Source organism: Vibrio sp. RE88 (assembly GCF_013113835.1).
GTDB lineage: Bacteria > Pseudomonadota > Gammaproteobacteria > Enterobacterales > Vibrionaceae > Vibrio.
This window is the reverse complement of the sequence record NZ_VTYQ01000002.1, coordinates 439143-464013: the sequence shown is the minus strand read 5'-3', so window position 1 is coordinate 464013 and position 24871 is coordinate 439143. Positions and strand designations below refer to the sequence as shown.

Genomic DNA, 24871 nt, shown 5'->3' with positions numbered 1-24871 from the left:
TCTTTTATCTGGTATTTCTCAAATTCAACATAATTAGATTTACCATAAAATACCTAATAATCAGTTAGTTTAATCAAAGATTATCCTAACTGTTATTAGATCAACCTCCGGCTAATTTAACGGTAAGTCCTTTCTTTTCGAGGTGCGCTTTAATTTTATCTCGAGCGTCGCCTTGTATTTCTATATTGCCATCTTTCACTGAGCCACCACATCCACAAACCTTTTTTAGCTCAGCGGCAAGTAATTTCAGTGGCGCATCATCAAGATCTAACCCAGAAACGATACAAACACCTTTGCCTTTTCTTCCTTTAGTTTGGCGTTGGATACGCACGATCCCATCACCTTTAGGTCTTTGGGCTTTTTCTTCTTCAGGTTTAATACGGCCAACTTCTGTGGAATAAACGAGACTCATGGATAACTACTTCTTCTGTTCGGCTTTTTGCTTGGCCAGCAAGTATGCCTCTATATGCTTCTGTATGGCAAGCTTTCCTCCTTTAATTAACTTGCCATTGAAGAAACAATACCAAGTGTTAACTTCGCCGGTATCATTTTTAATGGTGTAGCCATGAAAGTTTTCTTGAGATGGAGCGCCTTCTGCCTGCTTTTTATTGCCCAAAGAACCAAACTCTTTCGGGTCTATAATAGTGGCAGTATCACAAAACCAATCAATGCTCTTTTTTACTGCAGGCATACTTCCAGACAAAACGTGATTTTTAATCTGAACTTGCCATACGTCGGTAGAACTTCCAGCAGTTTTGAGGGTGAACCCTCGATATGTCGCAGCAGCCATAGTATTTTTTATTCTATTAATCAGTTAATTTAATAATAATTGTATATCGCCCTTAATCAAGTATATTGAATAAGGATAATATCGTTATAGTGCGCTTCAATGAAAAAAAACATTAGAGCAATCACAGATTTAGATACAAGAAATCGATTCATTCAACAGTTTACTCAATGTGTGAGCATAGACACGGTGAATTCGCTGACAGACGGTCAGTACTCAAATAACTCTTTGTTAGCATTAACAAAAGACTGGAATCTTTTCTTAGAGTACTGCCAGAAGAAATCCGTTACTGCTCTGCCCGCTTCTACTGCTGCTGTTCGCTTGTTTCTAGAAAGGGAGTCAAGGCAGAGAAAATATTCCACCTTAAGACGTTACACTGTAACCATATCACTTGTGCACAGAGTGTTAGGAATGAGTGACCCTACAGCCCACTCTTCCGTCCAACAATCTCTAGCTGCATTAAGAATCGAAAAGTCTGGTGACGCGCATCCCACTGTCCCATTTGAACGTAAGCATCTCGAAGCGTTGACCGAAAAACTCGATAATAATCCCTCTCTAAAAGTGGTTCGGGATCTAGCTATTTATCATCTTATGTTCGAATGTATGCTAAAACGTAGCGAGCTTAAAAAGATGTCACCAGCTGACATTGAGAAAAATAATGATGGTTTTATAATCCACATTGGCACCTCTAGCTACCCGCTTTCCCAGCATGGCCAAAAGTATTTATTGCGATGGCTAAGCAAACTCCCCACTCAAAATCCTTACTTATTCAGTGCGATAGATAAGCATGGGAATATTGGTGTTGAGCCATTGAATGATTCTTCCATTTATAGAATTTTGCGTGCTGCGAGCGACAAACTAAAACTAAACGTTAAGTTTTCTGGTCAATCGCTAAGAGTTGGCGCAGTAAAAGAGTTGTCTCGTAAGGGAGTGAAAACCATTGATATTCAGCATTATGGTCGATGGCTTAGCCCTGCGATGCCTTATCAGTATTTGGGAAATAAGGTCATCGCAGAAGCTGAAATGATGGTCTTTAAACGCTTTAAGCCGTGGGACTAAAGTGAACTCTTGACGCAATCAGCAAGAAATTCAGAGAACTTTAGCCCACTATGTTCAACCATTTTCGGGAACATCGAAATTGGTGTCATTCCTGGGAAAGTGTTCACTTCATTCAAGTACACATTTCCTTCTGGAGTTAAAAAGAAATCAATTCGAGACAAGTGACGCAGCCTCATTTGTTTGAACACTTTTTCAGAAGCCTGTTGGATAATGAGCCGTTGATCGTCAGTCAGATCTGTCGCTTCAACATCTGTTGTTGAATGACTATCTGCACTGTATTTCTCTTCGTATGAATAGAACGTGTCTTCCGGCGCTTTAATTTCTCCCGGTGGAGTTACATGCAATTGACCTTTGTATTCATACGCCGCCACTTCTAACTCGCGAGGCTTTACTGCTTTTTCGACTAAGACTTGATCCGAGTATCCAAACGCATCATTGATTGCTTTTTGCAGCTGATCTTTCTCTGTCACTTTATAGCAGCCAACGGAAGAACCTTGTCTAGCCGCTTTAACAAATACACTTTCCCACTGCTCGAACGCCGCTAAGCTTTGATCATATGCCTGCTTATTGTTCTCAGACAAAAAGATATAAGGCGTATTTGGAATGGAAAGTGCGTCGTACCAGAGTTTCGACGTAATTTTGTTAAAGCTATTCGTACTTGCTTCAGGACCACAACCTAAATAAGGAATGCCAGTAAGTTCAAGCATCGATTGGATATCACCTGTTTCCCCCGGAAAGCCATGAATACATGGCACAACAAAATCCAATTTTGTTGCGTTTACTTCAGAGTTCAAGGTTCCAGCATTTGTATCGAGATAAACCAGCTGCTCTCCTTGATACCAACCTTCAGGTTTCATTTCTACTCGAATCACCTCAAAGTCAGGTGTTAGCTCAAGTTGGGATTGTACGAAATCTGCTGAAACGAGCGACACTTCATGCTCAGCCGAACCGCCGCCACAAAGTAGTAAAATTGTTGTATTCGCCATTAAGGATCTTTCCGTGAAATAACAGAGGGATTAGTAGAGTTAATCATAATAAAAACTCGGCAAGGATTCATTGATTTAACCGAATTATGACCGTTCTGACAGTTTGTTTGATTGATTAATACGCATTAAAAAAGGGGCTGATGCCCCTTTTTATGAAATTAGTTAAGTTTATTTAGTGTTGGGAACTCGGAGTTCTTAATCGTATCAATACTCTTAACGAAAGGTTTCATATCCTGCAGTTCACCAGGCAGTTTAGAAATGGCTTTCTTCGCATCAGCGCGAGTAGCGTAGTCACCGTAAAGGACTGTGTACCACTTTGTGCCGTTGACGACTTTATAGTTTTCCCACACTGGTTCGCCATCACGTGGTAGTTTACGTGCAAACTGATCCACTTTGGTTTGGCTGCCAACCGCAACAACCTGAATCGTGAAACCATAACGTGGGTTCATCGCTTTTTGTTTTGCTGTTGGAGGGATAATCGCGACTGCTGGCTTAGCCTTCTTCTGAGGTTGCATGTTAGTCATTTGCTTCTCAGCCATCGGCCTTACAGTCTTAACCGCTTCTTCCGTGACGCCGTTGGTAACGCCTTGCTCTGAAACAATCGGCTTTTCTACTGCCGCTGTTTTGTAATCCTCACGATAGCTTTCAGAGGATACGTCAGTTACGTAATCACTCGACACACACGCTGAAAGCACCACTGATAAGCCAACTATTGCGATTTTTTTCATGAATTCTTCAAATGCCTTTTGTAGAAATTACTGTAAATCATGCCGTTAGATAGGATTAGAATCAACCCAACATTCTAATTATATATCAATACACTGTGACACATGGCACAAAGTCGGAGTCACGTCAGGTGATCTGATTAAAACAACACCTAATTATCTCTGAATTCGTTTAAGTGCTTGGTTAATATTAGCTTAAACGCTGAATGTCGGAGTGCAGAAATGAATAGTCTAAGCCACTTGCTTAAACCAAAGTCAGTCGCTGTTGTTGGAGCTTCGACCAGAGCGATGCGAGCAGGCAATATCGTTATGAAGAATCTTCTTCAAGGCGGATTCGAAGGTGCGATTATGCCCGTCACCCCACGTTATAGTTCAGTGTGTGGCGTTCTTGCTTATAAAGATATCGCGTCTCTTCCTATTACGCCCGATGTCGCTATTCTATGTACCAACGCGAGCCGGAATTTAGAACTCTTCAAACAACTCGCGGAAAAAAGAGTTAAAACGGTTATCGTATTATCAGCGGATATGCACTTGGCGACCGATGAAGGCAACAGTATTCAAGATGCCTGCCTTACTATCGCTCAGCAGTCAGGTATTCGGATATTGGGTCCAAATAGCCTTGGCATTATTCTCCCCTGGCTCAACTTTAACGCATCTTTCTCACCAGTAACGGCACAGCAAGGAAAAATAGCCTTCATCTCTCAATCGGCAGCTATGTGCACGACGATCTTAGATTGGGCGAACGACAAAAACATTGGCTTTTCAGCTTTTATCTCTTTTGGTAACGCTTCCGATATCGACTTCGCGGACTTACTCGATTATCTGAGCACTGACTCCCACACTGAAGCTATATTGCTCTACGTAGATACTATTAAGGACGCAAGACGGTTCATGTCTGCAGCACGTGCCGCCTCACGAAATCGCCGAATTCTAGTGTTAAAAGGCGGAAAAACCTCCGCAGGGAGATTGGCCGCTCAAGCACATACCGGCGGTGACGATACGCTCGACATTATCTATGACTCCGCGATTCGCCGTACTGGCATGCTAAGAGTAAACAATTCCCATGAGTTGTTTGCTGCAGTAGAAACACTCACCCACTCAGTTCCGCTTCGGGGTGAACGTTTAGCGATCATTACTAATGGCGGTGGTCCTGCAATCATGGCGGTCGATACATTGTTAGTCCGTGGCGGAAAATTAGCGGCGCTGCCCGATGACGTCGTGGACAAATTGAGTAATGTGCTCCCTTCGAGTTGGAGTTATAACAATCCTATCGATCTGGTAGGTGATGCCGGGCATCAAAGGTACATCGATACGTTGAATGTTCTAATGGATAGCGATTGTGCTGATGCGATCTTGATTATGCATAGCCCGTCAGCTATCGCTCATTCTGAGCAAACGGCCATAGCGATTGTGGAAGCAATTAAAGCGCACCCTAGACATAAGCGGTTTAATGTTCTTACCAATTGGTCAGGTGAACTCACCGCAAGACCTGCTCGTCAGATATTTACTCAAGCTGGCATTCCAACATATCGAACACCAGAAAGCGCAGTTGTTGCATTCATGCACTTGGTGGAATACAGACGAAATCAAAAACAGCTGATGGAAACACCAACAACCGCAGAACCGGTGCACGTTGGTGAGTTAAACGAAGCTAAAAAGTGGATAGATGAAAAGTTACTGGACAAAAACACAGTATCTTTGGATACCCACCAAATTGGCCACTTTCTTAAGCATTTTGATTTTAATGTCCTACCGACATGGATAGCTTCCGACGCTAGTGAAGCGGTTCATGTTGCTGAGCAAATCGGATACCCCGTTGCCGTTAAGCTACGCTCCCCTGACATTGCTCATAAGTCAGATGTGCAAGGTGTAATGCTAAATCTACGTAACAGCCAAGAGGTCGCGAGTGCTTCTCAAGCTATACTCGATAGGACTAAGCTCTCTTACCCTTCAGCTAATATACACGGCTTGTTAGTACAGGGCATGGCGAAACTTGCCGGCGGCGAAGAAATTCGAATCAAGGTTAAAACCGATGAAACATTTGGCCCCGTCATTTTGATTGGGCAAGGTGGCTCGGAATGGGATGAGTCCATTGACGCAGCTTCAGCGTTGCCCCCACTTAACATGACGCTCGCACGCTATTTGATTGTTAGAGCTATTAAGAGTGGCAAGATACGCCCGCAGAAACTGCCTATTCCAATGGATATTCAAGGACTCTCTGAATTATTAGTTCGAATCTCCCAGATGGTGGTAGATTGCCCTCAAGTACATGAACTGGATATTCATCCAGTACTAGCGGTTGGAGATAGTTTTACGATCCTAGACGCAGATTTAGTACTCAAAGAATACCAAGGTGATGCCCAGAAACGCTTAGCCATTCGTCCTTACCCTGTTGAGTATGAAGAAAAGATAGAATTGAGAGATGGCGACACGATCTTAATGCGCCCTATTCTTCCCGAAGATGAGCCCGGTCATGCAGACTTCATCAACAATGTCTCTAAAGAAGACTTATACAAACGATTCTTTAGCGATGTTGGAGAGTTTAATCATGAGGCTTTGGCAAATCTGACACAAATCGATTACGACCGTGAAATGGCGTTTGTTGCGGTGGCTAACTATGATTCAGAACCTAAAATCATCGGTGTATCGCGCGCATTGATTAACCCAGAAAATACGGATGCTGAATTCGCAATATTGATTCGCTCGGACTTGAAAGGGAAAGGGCTGGGAAAAATTTTGATGAACAAAATCATTGCCTATTGCCGACACAAAGGAACGAAGCAAATATCGGGAATGACTATGCCAACCAACAGAGGAATGTTGATGCTGGCTCAGAAGCTCGGTTTTAAGCTGGATGTGCAGTTCGAGGATGGCGTTGCTGACATGGTTTTACCATTAAATGAGCCGGTGGATCGTGGATGATCCACCAGCTTCAACAGGATCACTCTTTAAGTGGCCAATTTTTCTTTAAGTATTTGATACACCAAGACTTTGCTTCACCCATTTGATTGCGTTTCCAAGCAAGAATAATGTCTATATCAAATTCTTCAGTATCTGAGATGTGTGCTAACGCTCCTTTCTCAATTAACCCTTGAGCCACCGATTTCGGTAGTGTTCCGATTCCCAAACCTGACTGCAGGGCATCAACCTTAGCCGACAAATTCGTTACAGTCAGTCTCGGTTGTCTCTGGAGGATATTTACACTAATTGCTGGCTGCTCTCTCGCCGTATCGGCAATTGCGATGACTCGATACTTCGCTCTGGCCTCTTCGTCAAACGGCCCATTTCGCTTATGGACGTAATGGTTTGGCGCCGCGACCCAAATCATTTTCATTGAACCAATCGATTCTGCTTTGACATCAAGCGATAGCGTTTCCGGTTTCGGGCAAACCAATAGATCTGCCCTACCTTCATCGAGTGATTCCCAACAACCGGCTAGGATTTCTTCTTGTAGTCGAATCCGTGTTGAGCTGACATTCCCTAAAGCATCAACCATAGGGAAAAAGTTCTGAACAGGCACAATACCATCGAAAGCGAGTGTGATATCGAGCTCCCAACCATTAGCGAGAACGCTAGCATCATTAACCAGCTTTTCCGTCGCTGACAAAATGGCTCGCCCTCTTTCAAGAATCAGTTTTCCTGCTTCTGTAAAAGTGGCTTTATGACCAGAGCGGTCAAAGATCATGATATCGAGATCTTGCTCAAGCTTTTGAATCTGATAGCTCAATGACGATGGCGCCCGATCGAGCTCATTAGCGGCTGCCGCGAAACTTCCTCTGCGATCTATCGCATCAAGGATATGCATCGCCTCTAGTGTTATTGGACTTTGCAATATTATTCTTCCTATTAATACATACGATGAATAACGTGATTTAAATCACATCATCGATACGTAAGTTGAACCTTTACAATTGTTAACAGAATGTTCATCCGTTTGTATTTTAAAGATTTTTCTCTAATTAAAACGCAGATCGGTAAAAAAGCCATCAATTCTCAATAATACGAACGATAGTAATTATCATTTAGATCCTATAGAGTTCTTTGCGTTCAAACATAAGCCTAATTATGGATTTAAAGGTAATTACAACAATGTATAAAAAATCATTATTGTCAGCTTCTATTGTACTCGCCCTAGCGCCGAGTGTGCATGCTGAAGAGTATGCACTATTTGATGAAGTAGTGGTATCCGCTTCACGTACAGAACAGCAACTTGAAGATGTTGCTGGATCGGTATCTGTTGTTACAGATAAGCAAATTGACAAAAATCTAGCTTCTAACGTTGATGACGTACTGAAATACACACCGGGTGTTGACGTCATTTCTGATGGACGAATGGGTATTCAGCAGATAAACATTCGAGGTATGGAAGGTAACCGAGTTAATATTTTAGTCGATGGTGTAGCCCAACCGTACCTTTATGACCAATCTTATACATTCATCTCTTCAGGTCGTATTGCGTTAGACACCGATATGATTAAAGCGGTTGAAATCGTTAAAGGGTCAGCTTCAAGCTTATACGGCTCAGATGGTATTGGCGGTATTGTTGCTTTCCAAACTAAGGATCCAAGTGATTTCCTGGTTGAAGGAGATGGGTTTGGAGGGCAAGTAAAATTAGGCTTTGCCTCTCGTAATGATTCTTTCACTGAAAATGTTGTCCTGGCTAATCGTAGTGGTGATTTAGAAACACTCGTCGCATATACTCGCAACGATGCAGGCTTGACAGACAATTTTGCTAATGGTGACTATCAGGATTACTCACCAAAAGACTTAGACTCTAAAGCCGACAATGTTTTGGCTAAGGTTCAGTATCAAATTGATACCGCCAACAGAATTGAGTTTACTGGTGAGTTCATTAACGAGAATAGTAAAGGTGACATCCAACATTCGTCATTCCCTACATTCAACAGTGATGATACTACCGAACGTTCACGCTTAAGCCTTAAACATATTTGGGAAGGCAGCACGAAGCTTGCCGACTCGGTAACATCGCAGGTTACGTGGCTATCTCACGAACAAAACAATGTTACTGACCGTGTTGGAACCTCGTTTGGTAGTGCTGTAAATGAAATAAAAGATTATTCTTACGAAGATAAAGGTATTCAAGCAGATTTACAGGTAAATAAATACCTATCACTTGAATCTTCCGAGCACTTCTTTACGTACGGCTTGGCTTATACCAATAAAGATATTACCAACTACAACAAAATCATCGACCGCTCTAACAATGACCAAACATCGGTATACTTTTATCAACCCGATGCAACCGAAACTAGAATTGGATTGTTCGTTCAAGATCAGATTTCACTCCTTGAAGATAAGTTAGTTGTAACCCCTGGTTTACGTTGGGACAGATTTGAAACTAAGCCTGATAGCTCCACTGAAGGTATACCTTCAGGACAAACTTACGAGACAAACACAAGTTCAGCGCTTACTGCGCGTCTAGGAACAGTTTATTCTTTAGATGACGAATCTAAAGTCTTTGCTCAAGTAAGCCAGGGTCATAGAGCCCCTACGTTTGAAGAGTTGTATTACTCAATGCCAGGTCATGGTTACACAAACGTACCAAATCCTAACCTAGAAGCAGAAGAAAGTATTACGTACGAAACAGGTTACCGTTATACAAACGACTTCTCTCGTTCAGAAATTGCGGTTTTCTATAGTGATTACAAGAACTTCATTGACGTCGTAGACATTGGCTCTGGCTCATCTGAGTATCAGCACCAAAACGTTGGTAAAGCGACAATTAAAGGTATTGAGTTCTCAAGCCGTATTGCTATCAGTGAAGTGTTCGAACTACCTAAGGGCATCTCTACTAACTTTGCCGCTAGCTACACTGAAGGTGAAGATGGTGAGAACAAGCCGCTTAATTCAGTAAATCCGTGGAATGCTGTCGCGTCATTGGATTACGATGCACCTAGCCAGACATGGGGTACAAGTATTGCAATGAACTACTACGCAGAGAAAAAGCTATCTGATATTAATGTTGATCCTGATAGCAGTACTCGTACTCCTGATGAAGTTGGTACGCCTAGCGCAACCGTTATTGACCTAACTGCATACTACCGCCCTATTCAAGATCTCACGCTAAGAGCTGGTCTTTTCAATATTACTGATAAAGAATATTGGAAATGGAGCGACGTTAGAGGCGAAGGTGCGCTGCATGCGGATGACACTCAAGCAGGTCGCAACTGGGCAATCACTGCTAAGTACGAATTCTGATAAATCCAACACACTGTCTATAATTCAAAGCCAGCTTTATGCTGGCTTTTTTTACTTTCAAACTACAGATAGTTAAACGCAAAAAACAAAAAAGCCCCCGAATCTGGGAGCTTTCATAGTTCATTCAAAAAAAGATAACAAAAATGTTATGAATGAAACGGTAATTATTTTGAGCTTGTCATCTCTTTCTTAACCATTACAGCTGACGTGACGATGAAAGCGATGATGAGACCTAGCTCCATTGATAACCCCTATTGTTTGCAAAGTTGATAGACTGGACTAATTTTTGAACAGCGACATTCTAACACTTTTAAAATTCAATGATAGCTCTTAACGATATTTTTACGATTTTTATCGACTAAGATCAAAATCGGTGCGCCTAGCCTCATTTTCAACAGAATTCCCAGTCAATATTACTGTTAATTTTGTTAAAAGATTATGCTAAATCAGCCCTACTTCATAGTGACTTTTCCGCCAATAATTTTGTATGCGGGAGCACCTCTAATCAATGCTTCTCTCGCAAACTCACGACCACATTCAGGGCAATGGCACGCCAGTTTTGTGTAATCTTCGACAATACGCTCTTTAAAACACTTCACCAGTGCCCCTTTACCACCCTTTCGGTATTTGAAGAGCTGAGATTTGCACTTGGAGCAATAGATATCGACGGTTTTACTGGGTTGCTTCTTATTCGGCTTTGCCATGTAACATCTCTGAATCTTCGCTTAGCTTCTCTGGTTTCAGCCAAACCTGACTAAAATCAAACCAACCGAGCGCATTACATTTTGCGTTTTGCAGCGAGCCACATTGGTCTTTACTGATTCCCAACCAACAATGAAACATAGGAATGATCTGCATTTTTTCTACAAGAGATTTTCCTAAGTCTTTTGCTGGGAAAACGCTATTTTCTTCTGCTTGCCAAACCTCAACAAGGCTAGACCAATATTTAAAGTCTTCAGGCTTACTCAACTGCTCAATATCGCTATAGTTAAGTAGCCAGCCAGCTAAGCCATCTTCGCGATTGTTAGCAATACCCATCGGTTTGACCCAAATATCAACATCATCAATATCTGGTAGAGTGATGTCATACTTAATAAGCTCAACTTCTAGGTTATCTTGCTTCAATAACGACTCAATACACTTTACCAATGTTGGAAACATTGGGTGTTGTCCGTGGTATGCGATCGTTACTTTTCGGTAGGAAGGCGGCGACGTATAGTGCCCTTGCCTAGTATGGTGATACCAACCTGGCTTAAGCCCATGGGCAGGTAACACACCTAATTCCACTATCTTTTCTTGAGGAAGTTCCTGATATAAATTCAGGGATCCAAGGCGGTGGCTGAAGTAATTCGCCCATTCGTCAGATTTCGCTAACCCACTACTACGGTTGAGCAACAAATAGGTACAACCCGGGTCAAGCTCAACTTCATCAGTGTAGGTGCCGGTTTCAGGTTTAATTGGATTCGTCATGCTCGGAAATACCATTGATGAATGAATATCATCAATTACCCAGACTTCTACACGGTCCATCAAAGGTCTGAAACCGAAATAGCCATCAAAAGCTTGTAAAACAAGCCTTTTGTCATCATTTTGAATCACTTTGTAAGGCCCTGTTCCAACAGGGTTTATGTCGTAATCATCCGCTCTGGAATTCTCTGGTAATAGTACTTTAGCGTCAGATTCGGACAATAACAGCGGTAAGTGGTAGTTATTTTTTCTAAGCATCACATCGACAACGCAACGGCCTGGGCTAACCACGTCCTCTATATGCGAGTATAGGTTTTTGCTCTTTAGTGCAAGTAATGAGTTAACAACCATGTCCGTTGTTAGGAGGTCGCCGTTGTGAAAACGGACATTCGGTCTGAGATAGAACCGCCAATGCTGAGGAGAGAGCATTTCCCATGTGTGGGCAAGATCAGGGCAGAGCTTCTCACTGTCATCGAGACGAGTCAGCCCACTAAAAATTTGACGAGCAATATGCTGCTCTGAACGACGAACTGGCTTTTCAGGATTGAGCATGGATAGTGGGCGGTAGTATGGCAATCGTAAGACTTGTTGCCCTTCCAGCTGCTGCACGCCCAAATAACTTTCAACCACTTGCGCAAGTTTCGCAGAGTCTTGGTCTAGTACTTTAAGCGCTTGGCCAATTTTACCTTCTTCAAGATACCGCCTAGCGAGGTTTTCGCTGACATCAGTACGGCTGCGTTTGAAGTTCAGCTGAGAAAGCTTCCCTCGCCCCGGAGAAGGATGCCATTCGATCCACCCTTCCTCTTCCATTTTGTTGAGTACGATACGTGCGTTACGTCGAGTACAAAACAGAATCTCGGTAATTTCTTCAAGTTGAACACCACAATCTTTGCCATTGTAGTGTTCAAATAAGGTTTCAAATTGAACACGAAGTCTGGGGCTACTCATAAAGAGGAAATCTCAAATAAACATGACCAGAGTAAGTTTCCTTATTTACATCGAAGAAGCAAGTACGTTTTAGGGTTATTGAATATCGATCCCGATTTCATTTGCGATTTTGAACAGTTGTTGTTCGTTATCAAGCTTGATAGACCATTTGGTCTCAGAGCCATTGGCAGCAATAACGTTAGCACCTCGACCGATGAGTTGAATTGCATCCAATTGAGCCTGCAATGTGAACACGTGTTCTGTAGCTACTTTCACCACAATTTCATGAGCCGTGACGATGATTTTTCCGCTTTTAAATTCAACAACCATTATTGGTTAGCCTTAAGAGATTGTTTAGCGTTGCGTTTCTTCTTTACTGCGATGGTAAGACGACTGGTACACACTAATCTTTCTCGCTCATCAGTAATATTGATTTGCCATACTTGCGTAGAGATACCGAGATGAATCGGCTCTGCTCGGCCTATGACCTGGCCCTCTCGCATTGAGCGAATGTGGTTGGCATTAATATCCAGCCCGACGCAATAGGCATCATCGTCAACACAAAAGTTTGCCGCAACAGAACCTAAGGTTTCAGCCAACACTACTGAAGCACCGCCATGTAGCATTCCCAACGGCTGGTGGGTGAAATGACAGACTGGCATTGTGGCTTCAATGAAATCTTCGCCAACTTTGCTATAAATGATCTTTAAGTGATCTATCAAAGTATTTTCAGATGTCGCATTCAGACGATCAAGGTCAATAGGTCGTTTCCAGATAGTCATATAAGTACTCGTGATGATTCGTTACAAAGCATTGTAACCTAATGGTATGATTAGCAAAATAATAAGAGTGAAACGGAGCGTTCCATGCATAACTGGTTGAAATACACCGCCTTAGCTACCGTTGTAGGATTAGCGGCCTGCACCTCATCGCCAACAGGACGAAATCAATTGCTGCTTTTTTCCGATCAAGACATGAGTGCGCTCGGCGCCCAGTCTTTTGAACAAATGAAGCAACAGCAAAAAATAAACAAAGACAAAAAGATAAACGCATATGTCCAGTGTGTCGCGAAAGCCGTCACGCAGCAAGTTCCTCAACAACCTGAGTTTAAAGATTGGGAAGTTGTGGTTTTTGATAGTGACCAAGTCAATGCTTTCGCACTACCTGGAGGAAAAATCGGCGTTTATACTGGGCTGCTCAAAGTCGCGAAGAATGAAGATCAACTGGCAACTGTCATTGGTCATGAAATCGCGCATGTGCTCGCTGATCACAGTAACGAAAGGCTTTCACAATCTCAGTTAGCTAATGCTGGCTTGCAGATTACTGGAGCCGCATTAGGTTCTTCAGAGTACGCTCAGTATCAAAATGCAACCATGGCCGCTTTGGGGCTTGGCGTGCAATACGGGGTGTTATTGCCTTACGGACGAACTCAGGAGTCTGAAGCAGATATTGTTGGTTTAGAAATCATGGCAAAAGCCGGTTTTGATCCGAACGAGAGTATTAGCTTGTGGCAAAACATGGCTAAAGCTTCAGGTGGAAGTCAGCCGCCAGAGTTGCTTTCCACCCACCCTTCGCACGGCACTCGCATAAGCGATTTATCAGCCAAGATAAAGACGTTGCCAAACTACAATGTGAAGAAACCAAACTGTTCGTAAATACATTGGGGAGCGAAATGCTCCCCAATTTGTTCTAAGTCCCCAATATCATAAGTGGCAGCTGTAAAAGCTGATCGCCTGTCCCGGCGAAATACCAAATGATACCAATCAGGCCTGCCACTAACGCAACGTACCAAACGGCGGCGACAACCTGACCATACCTATCTAGCGGTAATAGATGACTGTGGTGCCTCCCTCGCCATTCGATGACAATTTCTAATGTGCCCATAATAAGCAAGAAGCCAAACAGCGTTAATCCCAATGAGTAACTCAACACAACGCCACCAAGCGCAGCCGCTGTACATAGCACAATTCCCATCAGGCTGTTCATAGAGAAGCTGATGCTTTTGAGAACATGGCCTCCGTCAAGAGGCAGGATTGGCAAAAGGTTAAATAAATTGAGGAAGGCATTAAAAACCGCCAAGCCCGCAAAGAACATTTCACCCGTTATCCAATAAAGGACAACCAGAATGAGTGACAATACAAAACCAAACATCGGGCCCATGATGGAGATGACGACATCCTGCCAGCGCGTATTGATCTTTTCATCGCTTAACGCCAATCCTCCAAGAAAAGGCACTAAGTAAATGCCTTTGGTTTTCATACCAAAGTACTTCATCGCCTTAACGTGGCCATACTCATGGAATACCAAACAAGCAATCAATGCCAATGCAAATTGAAAGGAAAACAGCCACGAATATGCAGCCAGACTCGCGGATGCCAGAACGACTTTAATCAGCTTTGCACTTTTGAAAGCTTTCATGCCAAGTGACAACAAACCAATCAGGCTAAACCTTTTCTCAGGCTCTGGTGGCGTAAACGGTGTTTGCTGCTCTATATCTTTTGTATCGCGGCTACCTTGAGCAATTAACTGTTCATTGAGTATCGCTTTATATTCAATTAAAAAAGGTTGCCAATCGAGTGATGTTTCAAGTCGGCATATCAGCTCTTCTTCACCGTTGAGAAGTTTGAATTCATGCGACGACTCTTTACCACGTTCAGAGTCCGCATCAAGCTGGGAAACTAATTGATTATCCCAGAAGAGTTGCTGCCAACCAGCCAAAGAGCCCTCAAGGCGCAAAGGCTTACCCAAAAAATCGATAGAAAGCAGTTCCAATGTCAGTCCTACAAAATTGATATATAAACGCCGCTCATTATGCCGATTGTTATAAAAATGGTAAAGAATAGGAACCGAACATGTGACAATGTCACACCAATAAGCTAACTATTGCGGGAATAACCCGCTAAATCAAGGCTGTTCGTACTCTCCAAGGCCAATACCCCTTTATTTTCGATGGATAAAGTGGATAATAGCGCCCTTGATTTAATACCTATTTATATGTGAGCCCATTATGTCTTCAGAAGCGACCATGCTAGAACGTTGCCAATCTAAGTGTGAATTGTGCAGTGCTGAATCTCAGCTAACCGCCTACGCCGTTCCACCACACAGCCATGTGACTGTGGATCACGCTATTATGGTTTGCGACACATGTCTTGGTGAAATTGACGAGCCTAAAGACATCAACCACTGGCGTTGTTTGAACGATAGCATGTGGAGCCAAGTTCCAGGTGTACAAGTCACAGCATGGCGCCAGTTAACGCGCTTAAACAGCGAAAGCTGGGCACAAGATGCGCTAGACATGATGTACATGGAAGAAGAACAAATGAATTGGGCCATGATTGGTATGTCTGCGGACGACAAACCACTTGATTGCAACGGTGTTGAACTGAAAAAAGGTGACGACGTAACGGTAATCAAAGACCTGCCAGTACGTGGCACCAACCAAGTCATCAAGCAAGGTACCGTTATCCGTGGAATCAGCATTGGCGACGATCCTAAGCTTGTTTCTGGTAAGGCGAATGGCGGTCAATCGATGTACGTTATCGCTGAGTACTGCCGTAAGAAGTAGTTGTAAGTTGATGATTTTTCTAAGGGCGCTATTCAGCGCCCTTTTTAATGCGCTTAAATTTCACACCAAAGTTTCTAATTAAAGTCTAATTCATAATGATTAACTGTTAATCAACCAATATGAAGCCATACACTTATTCCTCGGCTGTTTAAGATTCAGTATTCCTCACGTCTAGAGATAACATAAAGTTGGCTATGAAAAGTATAAAACTCTTGCTCATATTGGTGAGTCTCTTCTCTTCGCACGTTGCTTTCAGTAACGAGTTCTATTCAGAAAAACATCATGGCAATGTTCAGTTCTACTCTTTGGGAGATTTTGAGCTAGAAAGTGACCAGGTTTTGCGTGATGCACAACTTGCGTACACAACGCACGGTCGTCTCAATAGAGATAAAGACAACGCGATACTTGTCACGACCTGGTACGGCGCAACGAATAAGGTAATGGATGATGTTTACATCGGGCCGGACAAAGCGTTAAACCCAGATAAATACTTTATCGTTGTGGTCAATCAATTGGGTAACGGCTTATCGACATCACCTAACAACTCCAAAACACAGCCTGACGATACATTTCCCAAGTTAAGCATTAGCGATGACGTGTCGGCACAGCATCAACTATTGTCTGACAAATTTGGCATCAAACAACTCGCTTTAGTCGTGGGTGGCTCAATGGGAGCACAACAAGTTTGGGAATGGGCGGTTCGTTACCCAGACATGGTTCAGAGAGCGGCTCCAATAGCGGGTACAGCAACCAACTCTGCAATGGCTTCACTCATTTCTGAAATACTAGAAGATGCGATCATCTCTGATCCTGCGTTCAGCGAGGGTGAATATGATGACTATAGAAATGTGAATGATGGTTTGAGTAGACATGCTGATTTATGGTCAGTGTTTGGATTTAGCAAATCCTTCTATGGCCAGCAGCTATACAAAAAGTTAGGCTTTCAAAGCGTAGACAGCTTTCTCGATGGCGCTACAAGACGCTCATTCACATCAATGGAGCCTAACGTTCTCCTTTCTATGATTGATAAATGGCAGAGTCATGACGTAACACTCCCGGGAAAATCTCTCGAACAGACACTCCATGGTATCCGCGCCCTCACTTACGTTATGTCAATCGACACTGACGGCGTTTTCCCACCAAAAGAGCTGAAGAAACTTCAGACAATAACGCCGAACAGTACCTATAAAGAACTTAAAACACCTTATGGGCATTTTGCGCTTGCCGGTTTGGACAATCACTTTGTTGAACAAGTTGATGAGAACCTAAGTGAGCTTTTGAATTTGCCAGCCCCAAAATAACGCTGAAACATGGGTGAAACAAATCTCGCAGGGTGATGCATTAGTCTGCGAACGTCGCATAGCATAGGTGCGACATCTATCCGCCTTACGGATAAACCAACATTTAATCTCTACTCTCTCGTAGATCGGTTAGCCCCAACTTCGGTTGGGGCCTTTTTTATCGTCATTCATAAAAGCGATACACGTTTAAAACACAACATTCTGCGTGTTTATCTAGTTTAGTGGTACGACTAACGAAGAACACCGCACTATTTATGTATTTAGATTCCACCCTTAACACGCTTCGCCCTATTGGAGAAATCACAACAACACCTATGTTTGGTGGATTCGGCCTGTTTAAGGACAAAATTATGTTTGCTCTCGTTCATAAAGAACATATTTACTTTCGCTTTGACGACGCATCACAACATACCTTCGAGCCTGAAGCGCTAATACGATTCACTTATAAAAAATCTGGTTCAATAACAAATACTCTGTACTTTACGCATGAGAGTTTCAAGTCCAACACGGAGCTTGTCTTGGAACATGCTCAAAACGCTTTAATCAGAGCTGAGCAACGTAAACAGAACTCCAGAGTAAGCTTTAATGAGCAACGTATTAAAGACTTACCCAATATGACTTACAACATGGAGATCATGCTGAAAAAGTCAGGTGTAGATAGCGTCACAGCATTAAAGCGACTCGGGGCTTTGCAATCTTTTGTAAGGCTGAAAAAACGATTCCCAGAAATCGGTGATAAAGCAGTTTTATCAATTCAAGGAGCCATTTCCGGTCAGCACAGCGCGGTATTGGCAAAGTCAGAACGTTCCAAGCTTTTAAGGCTGGTTAAAGCCATGTAAAACAGAGGAAAATCTATAACTCGTTTGTTTTCGTAAGTTTGTTCACCATTCTTTCGAAGTTGAAGCAGTGCCTGATAGCTAAGAATTTCACTGGCCCCTCACTTTCTGGAGGGGCTTTTTTGTGCGGTAGTAAAAAATTGCTCCCACCTAGTTCACATTAAAAAATGATAGGGTGTTTTTGAGATTGTTCACCTGAACTGAGATCGCCGTATTTTCGCTTTTTACTTCCTGTGAGCTCACAGAGCTGTGTTTCACCGTCTCGTTAATACCATTAATTCTGTAAGAGATATCTTCCGTAACACAGCGCTGCTCTTCAGATGCAGCAGAAACAATCGAGTTCATGTCTGATATTTGTGTTGCCTGATGTTTAATCGCATCAAACGCTTGCGATAACTGTCCCATCATCTTGCTCGACTTACCAACGAGATCAACCGTTGAAGTCATATATTGATCAGCACATTGTGATTGTTCCTGTAACTTAGTAATGATGTCCTGTATATCGACAGTTGAAGACTGAGTTCGTTGCGCTAATGAACGTACTTCATCTGCAACAACTGCAAACCCGCGACCGTGCTCTCCTGCCCTTGCAGCTTCAATAGCCGCGTTTAGAGCCAATAAACTGGTTTGCTCAGAGATAGAATTGATCACTTCAACAACCGAGCTGATCTCTTCACAATGGTTACGCAAACCATTGACTATCGCAGCAGCAGAATCCATAGCCTGATTCACTTCCAGATGAACGGTATCTGTTTGTGACAGAAGTTCAGCACCACTGCTCACTACATTGAGTGTAGAGCGTGCAATTTCATCTGCGTTTGCTGCATTCTCAGATACTTCCATCGCAGCAATTGAAAGTTGCTTAGTTGCTGTCGCGACTTGCTCCACATCCGTAAATCCGGTTTCGGCACTTTTTACAGATGAGTCAACCAGTGTTTCAATTTTGCTCTGATTCGCAACTAACGAATGCATCTGATCTGAGGAACTCGAAACAATACCGGACACACTCGATTGAAGAGATATAAGCGACTGTTGAATATGATCGAGTTCATTGTTCGCTTTTCTCATCTCTAAAGGTTCAAAGCGCCCCTCCGCCATATTGGTAATGGTATGAACGATATTAGGTAAGTTACCCAGAGAGCGTTTAACAACCCAATACAAAGCGATCATTAGCAATATGCTGATGACGGCAAATATTAAGACTAAACCGTAGAGCATGTTTTTATGGATCGCCTCAGTGCCAGTCTGATTACTCCACACAAATAGGTCGTAGGTATCATTCAGCGCCTGTTTGGTAACGGTATATGGGATATCTTCTTCAGGCGTGTGATAGAAATAAGGCGTATCACTAAGCTGATTAAAGTCAGGCCTTACGGTGTAAATATTTTTGTTGACCCACCCAAGATCAACCGTTCCTTGATCTGCCAAAACAATTTCACCCTGTTTAGTTGTTATGGCGTACTCAAGCTTAAAGTCTGGCATTAGGTCAGATAGAGAAACATCAATACCCAAAACACCAACCAACTTTTGATCGCGTACTATCGGTGCTGAAACTGACATAACGCGCTTACCAGTGTTACTAATATAGGGCATAGAGACATAACTACTAAAACCTCTCTCAGCAATAGCCAGATACCAGTCGCGCTTCATGCTGATTACGTTAAAATCTTTAACCCAACCTCTAGATAGTGCGCTAAATGGTGTTCCATTAAGGTCAGCAAAGTAAACGTCAATGAAGGCTTGATTAGTTTGTCGTACTTCTTCTAAAGCAGCTAAGGCTTGCTGCTGGTCGAACACTTTATCCTCACCATAATAAGGAAGTAACGCTGCAAATTGCTTCGTGAGCACTTCTGTAGCATTTAAATTCTTGGAAAAAGTACTTACAACAATGTCAGATGTCGCATCCTTACTGGTTTGAATGTTCTTCCATTTCCAATCTTGTAAGTAATAATTCGCTACTCCACTCGCGACAAGTAGAACAGCAAACAAAACGGTTAAAAAAACCAATGATATCTTTTTCAGCATCTATTTTTACCCTAGTTTATTACTTCGATTGAAAGGACTCCTCTGCTTTAAAGGAGCCTAATTCGAAGAAGACTGGGATATTAGTTCAAAAATGCAGCACTCTTTGTTTCAGTTACGTTTCATTGATGGATTAGCAACCAACTGCTGTTTCTTTGTCGTTCGACAGCCAATATATTCAGTAAAAACAACAAATTGATAAACCTTCCGAGCAATACTAGAATCAATTTGATTGCGTATTTTCAATGATTTAGTGAGAGATTTTGCAACAATGTACTCAAGCAGACGTTACATAGACCTTTTTGGTACAGCTTTAAAAGTTCAGATCATCGTCCTTGTCGCACTTGTCATCGTGCTCTCTTGGCTAAACATCAAGGTAACGTCACTCAACGATGATCAAAGTGCTCTGTTAGATTACGAGTTTTGTACTTACAAAATAGATAAAGCATTGACGCAGTTCGTCTTCTCCAGAAGCAAAATCAGTGATGCAAACATTCAGGAGTACGTTGAATTAAGTGCAGAAAGGACTGCGTGTGTCGAAGGGCTATTGCAGTTATTGCGTTTATCTGCGGCGGACCTTACCGACTACGAAGGGGTTGTTCTTCAATACCTTGAAGATTTCAACACTGAGCAAGCCTACCTGATTAACTTGGGTAAAGCCTATTCTGGCAAACGGATGAATGAGGTTCTCACGAAACACTGGTCCAAGGAAAAAGACAAGCTTTCTTACCATAGAAGCAGGCACGATACGTTTTATAACGTGAGGTTCACGTTGGAAGTGGAAGCCCAACAGGTTCAAACCATTTTTTTCTCCCTCTCCATCATTGTAATTATGTTGTTCATCGCGATTTGTTTCACTGTATTTGTCTTCTTCAAATACATTAACAAAGAGGTGATTCACCCACTACACTTCGCATCTAACGCGCTGCCAACAAATTTGGAGGGAGAGAGCTCAACAGCGACATCGCTTTCGCAAGTAGAATCAAAATCTTTAGAGTGTAACCTCCTCTTTTCTGCCATTGATAAATACTCAGAAAAAGTCGATAAGCTAAAGACGGATGCGGTAGAAACGGCTGAGAAAAAGACACGCTTTGTGAACTTTTTGAGCCACGAGATTCGCACACCGCTTAACGCCATCATTGGTAACTTGGATCTCGCTGATCAAGACAAAACGTTCGACCAAGCAGCGCTTGAAGACGTCATTACTGCGTCTAGACTGCTCGACGACATCATTAACAATATCCTCGACTTTGCGGCCTTAGAAATTAATTCCATTACTCCCCAGCCTAAACATCACAGCTTACAGCACATTCTGGATTCGGTTTTACACACACTGAGCTATCTAGAGAACGAGCATAAAATCCAAAACCACCTTATCGTTGCTGATAACGTTCCTAGCAACTTGTTTGTCGATCGCTTTTTGTTGTCGCAGGTAATGATAAACATCATAAGCAATATCATTAAACACAGTGAAACCGCCATTTATCGCATTAAGATCACTCAAAAAAATGGAAATCTGAGACTTAGATTTATCGATAACGGCAAAGGCATCAGTAAAGCGTTGCTTCCAAGACTCTTTGATGAATTCGCACAGAGTGAACGTCATCAAGGTACATCTGGGCTGGGAATGAAAATCGTTAAGGAGTCAGTGCTGCTGCTTGAGGGGAAAATTCATATTTGGAGTAAAGCGTCCTTTGGTACTGTTTTCCAAGTCGATATTCCCTTGTTACAGGATTCAGGCAATGTAGCCCAAGATCCTACCGATGCTCTGGCTGCATCTGAGCTTCCAGTCACTAGGATGAAAATATTGGTCGCCGAGGATTTTGAACTCAACGTAAAACTGATGAAAAGAATTGCCAAGAAGCACCACCTGACAATGGATTTTGCCAGCAATGGGCGTGAGGTTCTTGATAAGTTAAATGATCAGTCGTATGACCTAGTGTTGATGGACATTCAGATGCCAGTATTGGATGGCATTGAAGCGACCAAGTTAATACGAAGAGATCAGCGTTTTGCGCACATCCCCATTTACGCCCTGACCGCAGACTCTGATATTGTACAACAAGAAGTGTGCACCGATGCTGGGATGAATGGGTACATCACTAAACCCATTAAAGCCGAGATGCTGTTTGCTCTATTAACGAAGTTAGAAAAGATTTCCAATTAATCATTAAAATTGAGTTGGTAGCCCTTGCCGCGAATCGTGCTAATCGAAAGTGATTTTTTAAACGCGGAGTCGAGTTTCTTGCGAAGTCGAAACACAGAAAGGTCCATGCTTCTTGACCAACCATCGTAGGCGTAACCTTTGGTAATAAATGACAACTCATCACGAGAAACGGCCCGATTGGAGTTGATGGCCAGATAGTAGATGATGCTCATCTCTTTTAACGTGAGTTCAAGCAAAGTGCTTTCGTGAGTAACCGTATTCGCCCCTTTGTCGAAAGTGAAACCGTTTATGTTCAGTTCTGTTTCTTCGGATTCAGTGTAAGAAAGATCATCGTCTTCTTCAAATTTAAGGTGCTTCTTCATTCTCGCGTAAAGCACCTTAACCCCTCTCTCCTTTTGAATAAAATCGTCAGCCCCGAGATTAAGACTGAGTAGCTCGATCTCTTCATCACGACGCGCGGTATAAATAACAATTGGACTATTGACCACAGACTTCAACTCTTTGAAATGATCCAAAGAAAACCCCGATGGCAAGGAAAGATCGAGGATAACTAGGTCAATATTGTTCTCTACCGCTTTATTGAACGCAGAACCAACATCAAATGCCTGATGAACGATGACATCCCTGCACTCAAGGTACTTCTTAATTAACCTCGATGTAAAGATATCGTCTTCGACCAGTAATACAGATTTATATGGCATTGGTTTTTCCGGTTCTTCTTATTAATATTCTGATTTTATAAGTGAAATGTATGTTGCCAGCATTGTATTAAATTGTTCGGCAATAAGACTCGAGCTACTGGCATTGCGTTGTAAATGCTTCAATGTGGCCGCTAAAGTATCAAACCCCATCACGCCACAACTTCCTGAAATCTTGTGAATAGCAGAATCCAAATGGCTTTTTGAGTCCGAGTCTCGGATCAGTGTGTTTGCATGAACGGACAATTCCTCAATTAAACCCAACGCGTCATCCACATCACCATCACACAATTCTTGAATAAAGTAGTGGGTTTCTTGTTGGATAACTAACCGTTCATTTTCAGGCATCATGATAAGTCCCAAAGTTTTCATCGCAGGTTAAGTAGGCATTTGTATCGTATGAGTATAACTTGCGGGTCGGCGCTCAACGTCAAATCAAGGTCATCGTTCATTTGGGTCAAGCACTTAGTGGAACAACCTAAAACCATTAAGCCGTACTCAGAAGTTACCTTACTGAGCATGAAACGACTTAATGAGTTTAGATCATACTTTTTACTATTTTAACGAATGTTTCAATTTGGTTTCGTTGTTGGGAAAAATTCAATTTGATTGGAATGAAAGTCTCATGGACTGTTTGGGTATAAAAAACGCCCTTAATTAAAAGGGCGTTACTAAGAATAAAGCGGGTAATTTACCAACTATCGATATGAACCTGATTCCCACCATGTGACGATGCACCCCAGACTTTAATAGAGCCATCGCTTAGCACAGCGGCGAATGCTTGGTCATTACTAACAATCTGCCTAGCGTTCTTAATGTCTAGCGCATCCACTTCGGCTTGCTTTCCACCATATCGAGTGTGTCCCCATACTCTAACGGAGCCATCTTCCAATAGGGCCGCAAATGCGCTGGAGTTACTTACAATTTGTCGCACTTTGGCGTTTCCGATTCTGGCGTTAACTTCCTGCTGATTCCCGCCGTAATAGTTGTTTCCCCATACACGTACCGAACCATTTTCTAGCAGTGCGGCAAATGCCCAGTGGTTGGCGCTAATTTGCTTTGGTTTAGCAAATCCAAGTGCATTAACTTCTTCCTGATTTCCACCGTGGAATTTATCTCCCCACACTTTCACCTTTCCATCCGATAGTAAGGCACCAAAAACCTTGCTATTGCTGAAGATGCGCTTTGCATCGCGTATCTCCAAGCTATCTAATCGTTGCTGGTTTCCGCCATATTTGTCATCCCCCCAAACGTTGACCATTCCATCTTTTGACAACGCCGCAAATGCCGCGTGATTACCGACAATACTCACGACATGTCCCATGTCGAGCAAGTTCACATCAGCTTGATGCCCACCTTTTTCTCGGTCACCCCAAACTTTTACTGAACCATTTCGCAGTAAAGCGGCAAAAGCCCCTAGTGTTGATACAACGTCATAAACATTATTGATGTTAAACGCATCGACCTGCGACTGGTTCCCCCCTCGCAACGTGTCACCCCAAACTGTGACGCTGCCGTCTGTTTTAAGGGCCGCAAATGCTGCGCTTGTACTGACGATCTTCCTAACATTGCGAAGATTCATCGTGGAGAAGGCTTGTTGATCACCGCCAAACCTGTTGTCTCCCCAAACACGTACCGTGCCATCTTCCATTAACGCAGCGAACGCTTTGTGATTGCTGACTATCTCTTTTGCATTAACGATATTAAGCGCTTTTACTTCATCCTGACTTCCACCAAAGCGTCCATCACCCCACACTTTAACCGTACCATCCTCAAGTAAAGCAGCAAAAGCACGCCCATTGGATACAAGGTGCGCAACATTGTCTAAAGCAAGAGAATCAACAGAAAATTGGTCACCACCATTGTTTGCGTTACCCCAAGCCTTAACCGATCCATCCTGCATTATTGCGGCAAATGTATCCTTCCCAGATGTAATGGATAAGACAGGAGCGCTTTCGTTCGCACTATGATCCTGAGACTCACCATTTGAAGTCAGAATTTCTGCAATTTCTTGATTACACCCAACAACCCCGACTAGTGACGTAACGATCAATGCTATTCCACCTACTCGCTTTAACGCACGTCCCATAGTGCCGAACCCAATAAACGTTA

At 42.7% G+C, this 24871-nt stretch carries 22 protein-coding genes; 8 read left to right on the top strand and 14 right to left on the bottom strand.

From position 1 onward, the window contains the following. Positions 1–100: 100 nt before the first annotated feature. Both yciH and F0265_RS05570 read right to left on the bottom strand, forming a co-directional pair. Positions 101–412 (bottom strand): stress response translation initiation inhibitor YciH, encoded by a 312-nt coding sequence (yciH, locus tag F0265_RS05575; RefSeq protein ID WP_043010339.1) that lies wholly within the window; start codon positions 410–412, stop codon positions 101–103. Between the two features lie 6 nt (positions 413–418). After that, the gene (locus F0265_RS05570) at positions 419–790 is read right to left on the bottom strand and encodes a DUF3319 domain-containing protein (RefSeq protein ID WP_043010338.1); all 372 of its coding nucleotides are present in this window, start codon (positions 788–790) and stop codon (positions 419–421) included. 99 nt (positions 791–889) lie between these two features. Between F0265_RS05570 and F0265_RS05565 the strand changes: the two genes are divergently transcribed. After that, entirely contained in the window at positions 890–1846 is a 957-nt protein-coding gene (locus F0265_RS05565; RefSeq protein ID WP_171748121.1) for a tyrosine-type recombinase/integrase, read from the top strand. Here F0265_RS05565 and F0265_RS05560 read toward each other — a convergent pair. Both F0265_RS05560 and F0265_RS05555 read right to left on the bottom strand, forming a co-directional pair. Then, positions 1843–2832, bottom strand: a complete 990-nt coding sequence (locus F0265_RS05560) for a D-alanine--D-alanine ligase (RefSeq protein ID WP_171748120.1) — start codon at positions 2830–2832, stop codon at positions 1843–1845. The two genes, F0265_RS05565 and F0265_RS05560, sit on opposite strands and share 4 nt — an antisense overlap. A gap of 158 nt (positions 2833–2990) precedes the next feature. After that, the gene (locus tag F0265_RS05555; protein ID WP_043010335.1) at positions 2991–3560 is read right to left on the bottom strand and encodes an SPOR domain-containing protein; all 570 of its coding nucleotides are present in this window, start codon (positions 3558–3560) and stop codon (positions 2991–2993) included. A gap of 219 nt (positions 3561–3779) precedes the next feature. On the opposite strand from F0265_RS05555, the gene F0265_RS05550 reads away from it, so the two are divergent. Further along, positions 3780–6479 carry a bifunctional acetate--CoA ligase family protein/GNAT family N-acetyltransferase gene (locus F0265_RS05550; protein WP_171748119.1) on the top strand — a complete coding sequence of 900 codons (2700 nt, stop codon included), beginning with the start codon at positions 3780–3782 and terminating at the stop codon, positions 6477–6479. Between the two features lie 19 nt (positions 6480–6498). On the opposite strand, the gene F0265_RS05545 is transcribed toward F0265_RS05550, so the two are convergent. Continuing rightward, positions 6499–7389 carry a LysR family transcriptional regulator gene (locus F0265_RS05545; protein WP_171748118.1) on the bottom strand — a complete coding sequence of 297 codons (891 nt, stop codon included), beginning with the start codon at positions 7387–7389 and terminating at the stop codon, positions 6499–6501. A gap of 257 nt (positions 7390–7646) precedes the next feature. Between F0265_RS05545 and F0265_RS05540 the strand changes: the two genes are divergently transcribed. Then, on the top strand, positions 7647–9776 hold the full coding sequence (locus F0265_RS05540; RefSeq protein WP_171748117.1) for a TonB-dependent hemoglobin/transferrin/lactoferrin family receptor: 2130 nt from the start codon (positions 7647–7649) through the stop codon (positions 9774–9776). 452 nt (positions 9777–10228) lie between these two features. On the opposite strand, the gene F0265_RS05535 is transcribed toward F0265_RS05540, so the two are convergent. From F0265_RS05535 to F0265_RS05520, 4 genes are all read right to left on the bottom strand, one after another. Next, the gene (locus F0265_RS05535; RefSeq protein ID WP_006961010.1) at positions 10229–10480 is read right to left on the bottom strand and encodes a hypothetical protein; all 252 of its coding nucleotides are present in this window, start codon (positions 10478–10480) and stop codon (positions 10229–10231) included. Continuing rightward, a complete protein-coding gene (locus F0265_RS05530) occupies positions 10464–12191 on the bottom strand; it encodes an SgrR family transcriptional regulator (RefSeq protein WP_171748116.1) in 1728 nt (575 codons plus the stop codon). Before F0265_RS05530 ends, F0265_RS05535 begins: the two co-directional genes overlap by 17 nt. A gap of 75 nt (positions 12192–12266) precedes the next feature. Beyond that, complete coding sequence (locus F0265_RS05525; RefSeq protein ID WP_171748115.1) at positions 12267–12500, bottom strand: DUF3389 domain-containing protein; 234 nt, start codon at positions 12498–12500, stop codon at positions 12267–12269. Next, positions 12500–12952: a hotdog fold thioesterase gene (locus tag F0265_RS05520; RefSeq protein ID WP_040121630.1), complete on the bottom strand. Its 453-nt coding sequence runs from the start codon at positions 12950–12952 to the stop codon at positions 12500–12502. The genes F0265_RS05525 and F0265_RS05520 overlap by 1 nt, the downstream gene beginning before the upstream one ends. Before the next feature lie 84 nt (positions 12953–13036). Between F0265_RS05520 and F0265_RS05515 the strand changes: the two genes are divergently transcribed. Continuing rightward, positions 13037–13825, top strand: coding sequence for a M48 family metallopeptidase (locus F0265_RS05515; RefSeq protein WP_171748114.1), 789 nt, complete (start codon positions 13037–13039; stop codon positions 13823–13825). 34 nt (positions 13826–13859) lie between these two features. On the opposite strand, the gene F0265_RS05510 is transcribed toward F0265_RS05515, so the two are convergent. Then, a complete protein-coding gene (locus F0265_RS05510) occupies positions 13860–14942 on the bottom strand; it encodes a site-2 protease family protein (protein WP_171748113.1) in 1083 nt (360 codons plus the stop codon). 235 nt (positions 14943–15177) lie between these two features. Between F0265_RS05510 and F0265_RS05505 the strand changes: the two genes are divergently transcribed. The 3 genes from F0265_RS05505 to F0265_RS05495 all read left to right on the top strand — a co-directional run bounded on the left by F0265_RS05505 (position 15178) and on the right by F0265_RS05495 (position 17875). Beyond that, the gene (locus tag F0265_RS05505) at positions 15178–15735 is read left to right on the top strand and encodes a PhnA domain-containing protein (protein WP_006961016.1); all 558 of its coding nucleotides are present in this window, start codon (positions 15178–15180) and stop codon (positions 15733–15735) included. Between the two features lie 194 nt (positions 15736–15929). Continuing rightward, a complete protein-coding gene (locus tag F0265_RS05500; protein ID WP_171748112.1) occupies positions 15930–17036 on the top strand; it encodes an alpha/beta fold hydrolase in 1107 nt (368 codons plus the stop codon). A 254-nt stretch (positions 17037–17290) separates the two neighbouring features. Then, positions 17291–17875 (top strand): TfoX/Sxy family DNA transformation protein, encoded by a 585-nt coding sequence (locus F0265_RS05495; RefSeq protein WP_171748111.1) that lies wholly within the window; start codon positions 17291–17293, stop codon positions 17873–17875. 147 nt (positions 17876–18022) lie between these two features. Here the strand turns inward: F0265_RS05495 and F0265_RS05490 are convergent, their stop codons facing one another. Continuing rightward, a complete protein-coding gene (locus F0265_RS05490; protein ID WP_171748110.1) occupies positions 18023–19897 on the bottom strand; it encodes a methyl-accepting chemotaxis protein in 1875 nt (624 codons plus the stop codon). A gap of 268 nt (positions 19898–20165) precedes the next feature. Here F0265_RS05490 and F0265_RS05485 point away from each other — a divergent pair, with 268 nt between their 5' ends. Next, the gene (locus tag F0265_RS05485) at positions 20166–22061 is read left to right on the top strand and encodes a response regulator (protein WP_171748109.1); all 1896 of its coding nucleotides are present in this window, start codon (positions 20166–20168) and stop codon (positions 22059–22061) included. Here F0265_RS05485 and F0265_RS05480 read toward each other — a convergent pair. From F0265_RS05480 to F0265_RS05470, 3 genes are all read right to left on the bottom strand, one after another. Continuing rightward, positions 22058–22762, bottom strand: a complete 705-nt coding sequence (locus F0265_RS05480; protein ID WP_171748108.1) for a response regulator transcription factor — start codon at positions 22760–22762, stop codon at positions 22058–22060. The genes F0265_RS05485 and F0265_RS05480 overlap by 4 nt on opposite strands. A gap of 21 nt (positions 22763–22783) precedes the next feature. Continuing rightward, entirely contained in the window at positions 22784–23110 is a 327-nt protein-coding gene (locus F0265_RS05475; RefSeq protein WP_171748107.1) for an Hpt domain-containing protein, read from the bottom strand. Positions 23111–23450: 340 nt separating this feature from the next. After that, complete coding sequence (locus F0265_RS05470; protein WP_171748106.1) at positions 23451–24848, bottom strand: WD40 repeat domain-containing protein; 1398 nt, start codon at positions 24846–24848, stop codon at positions 23451–23453. Between the last annotated feature and the right edge of the window lie 23 nt (positions 24849–24871).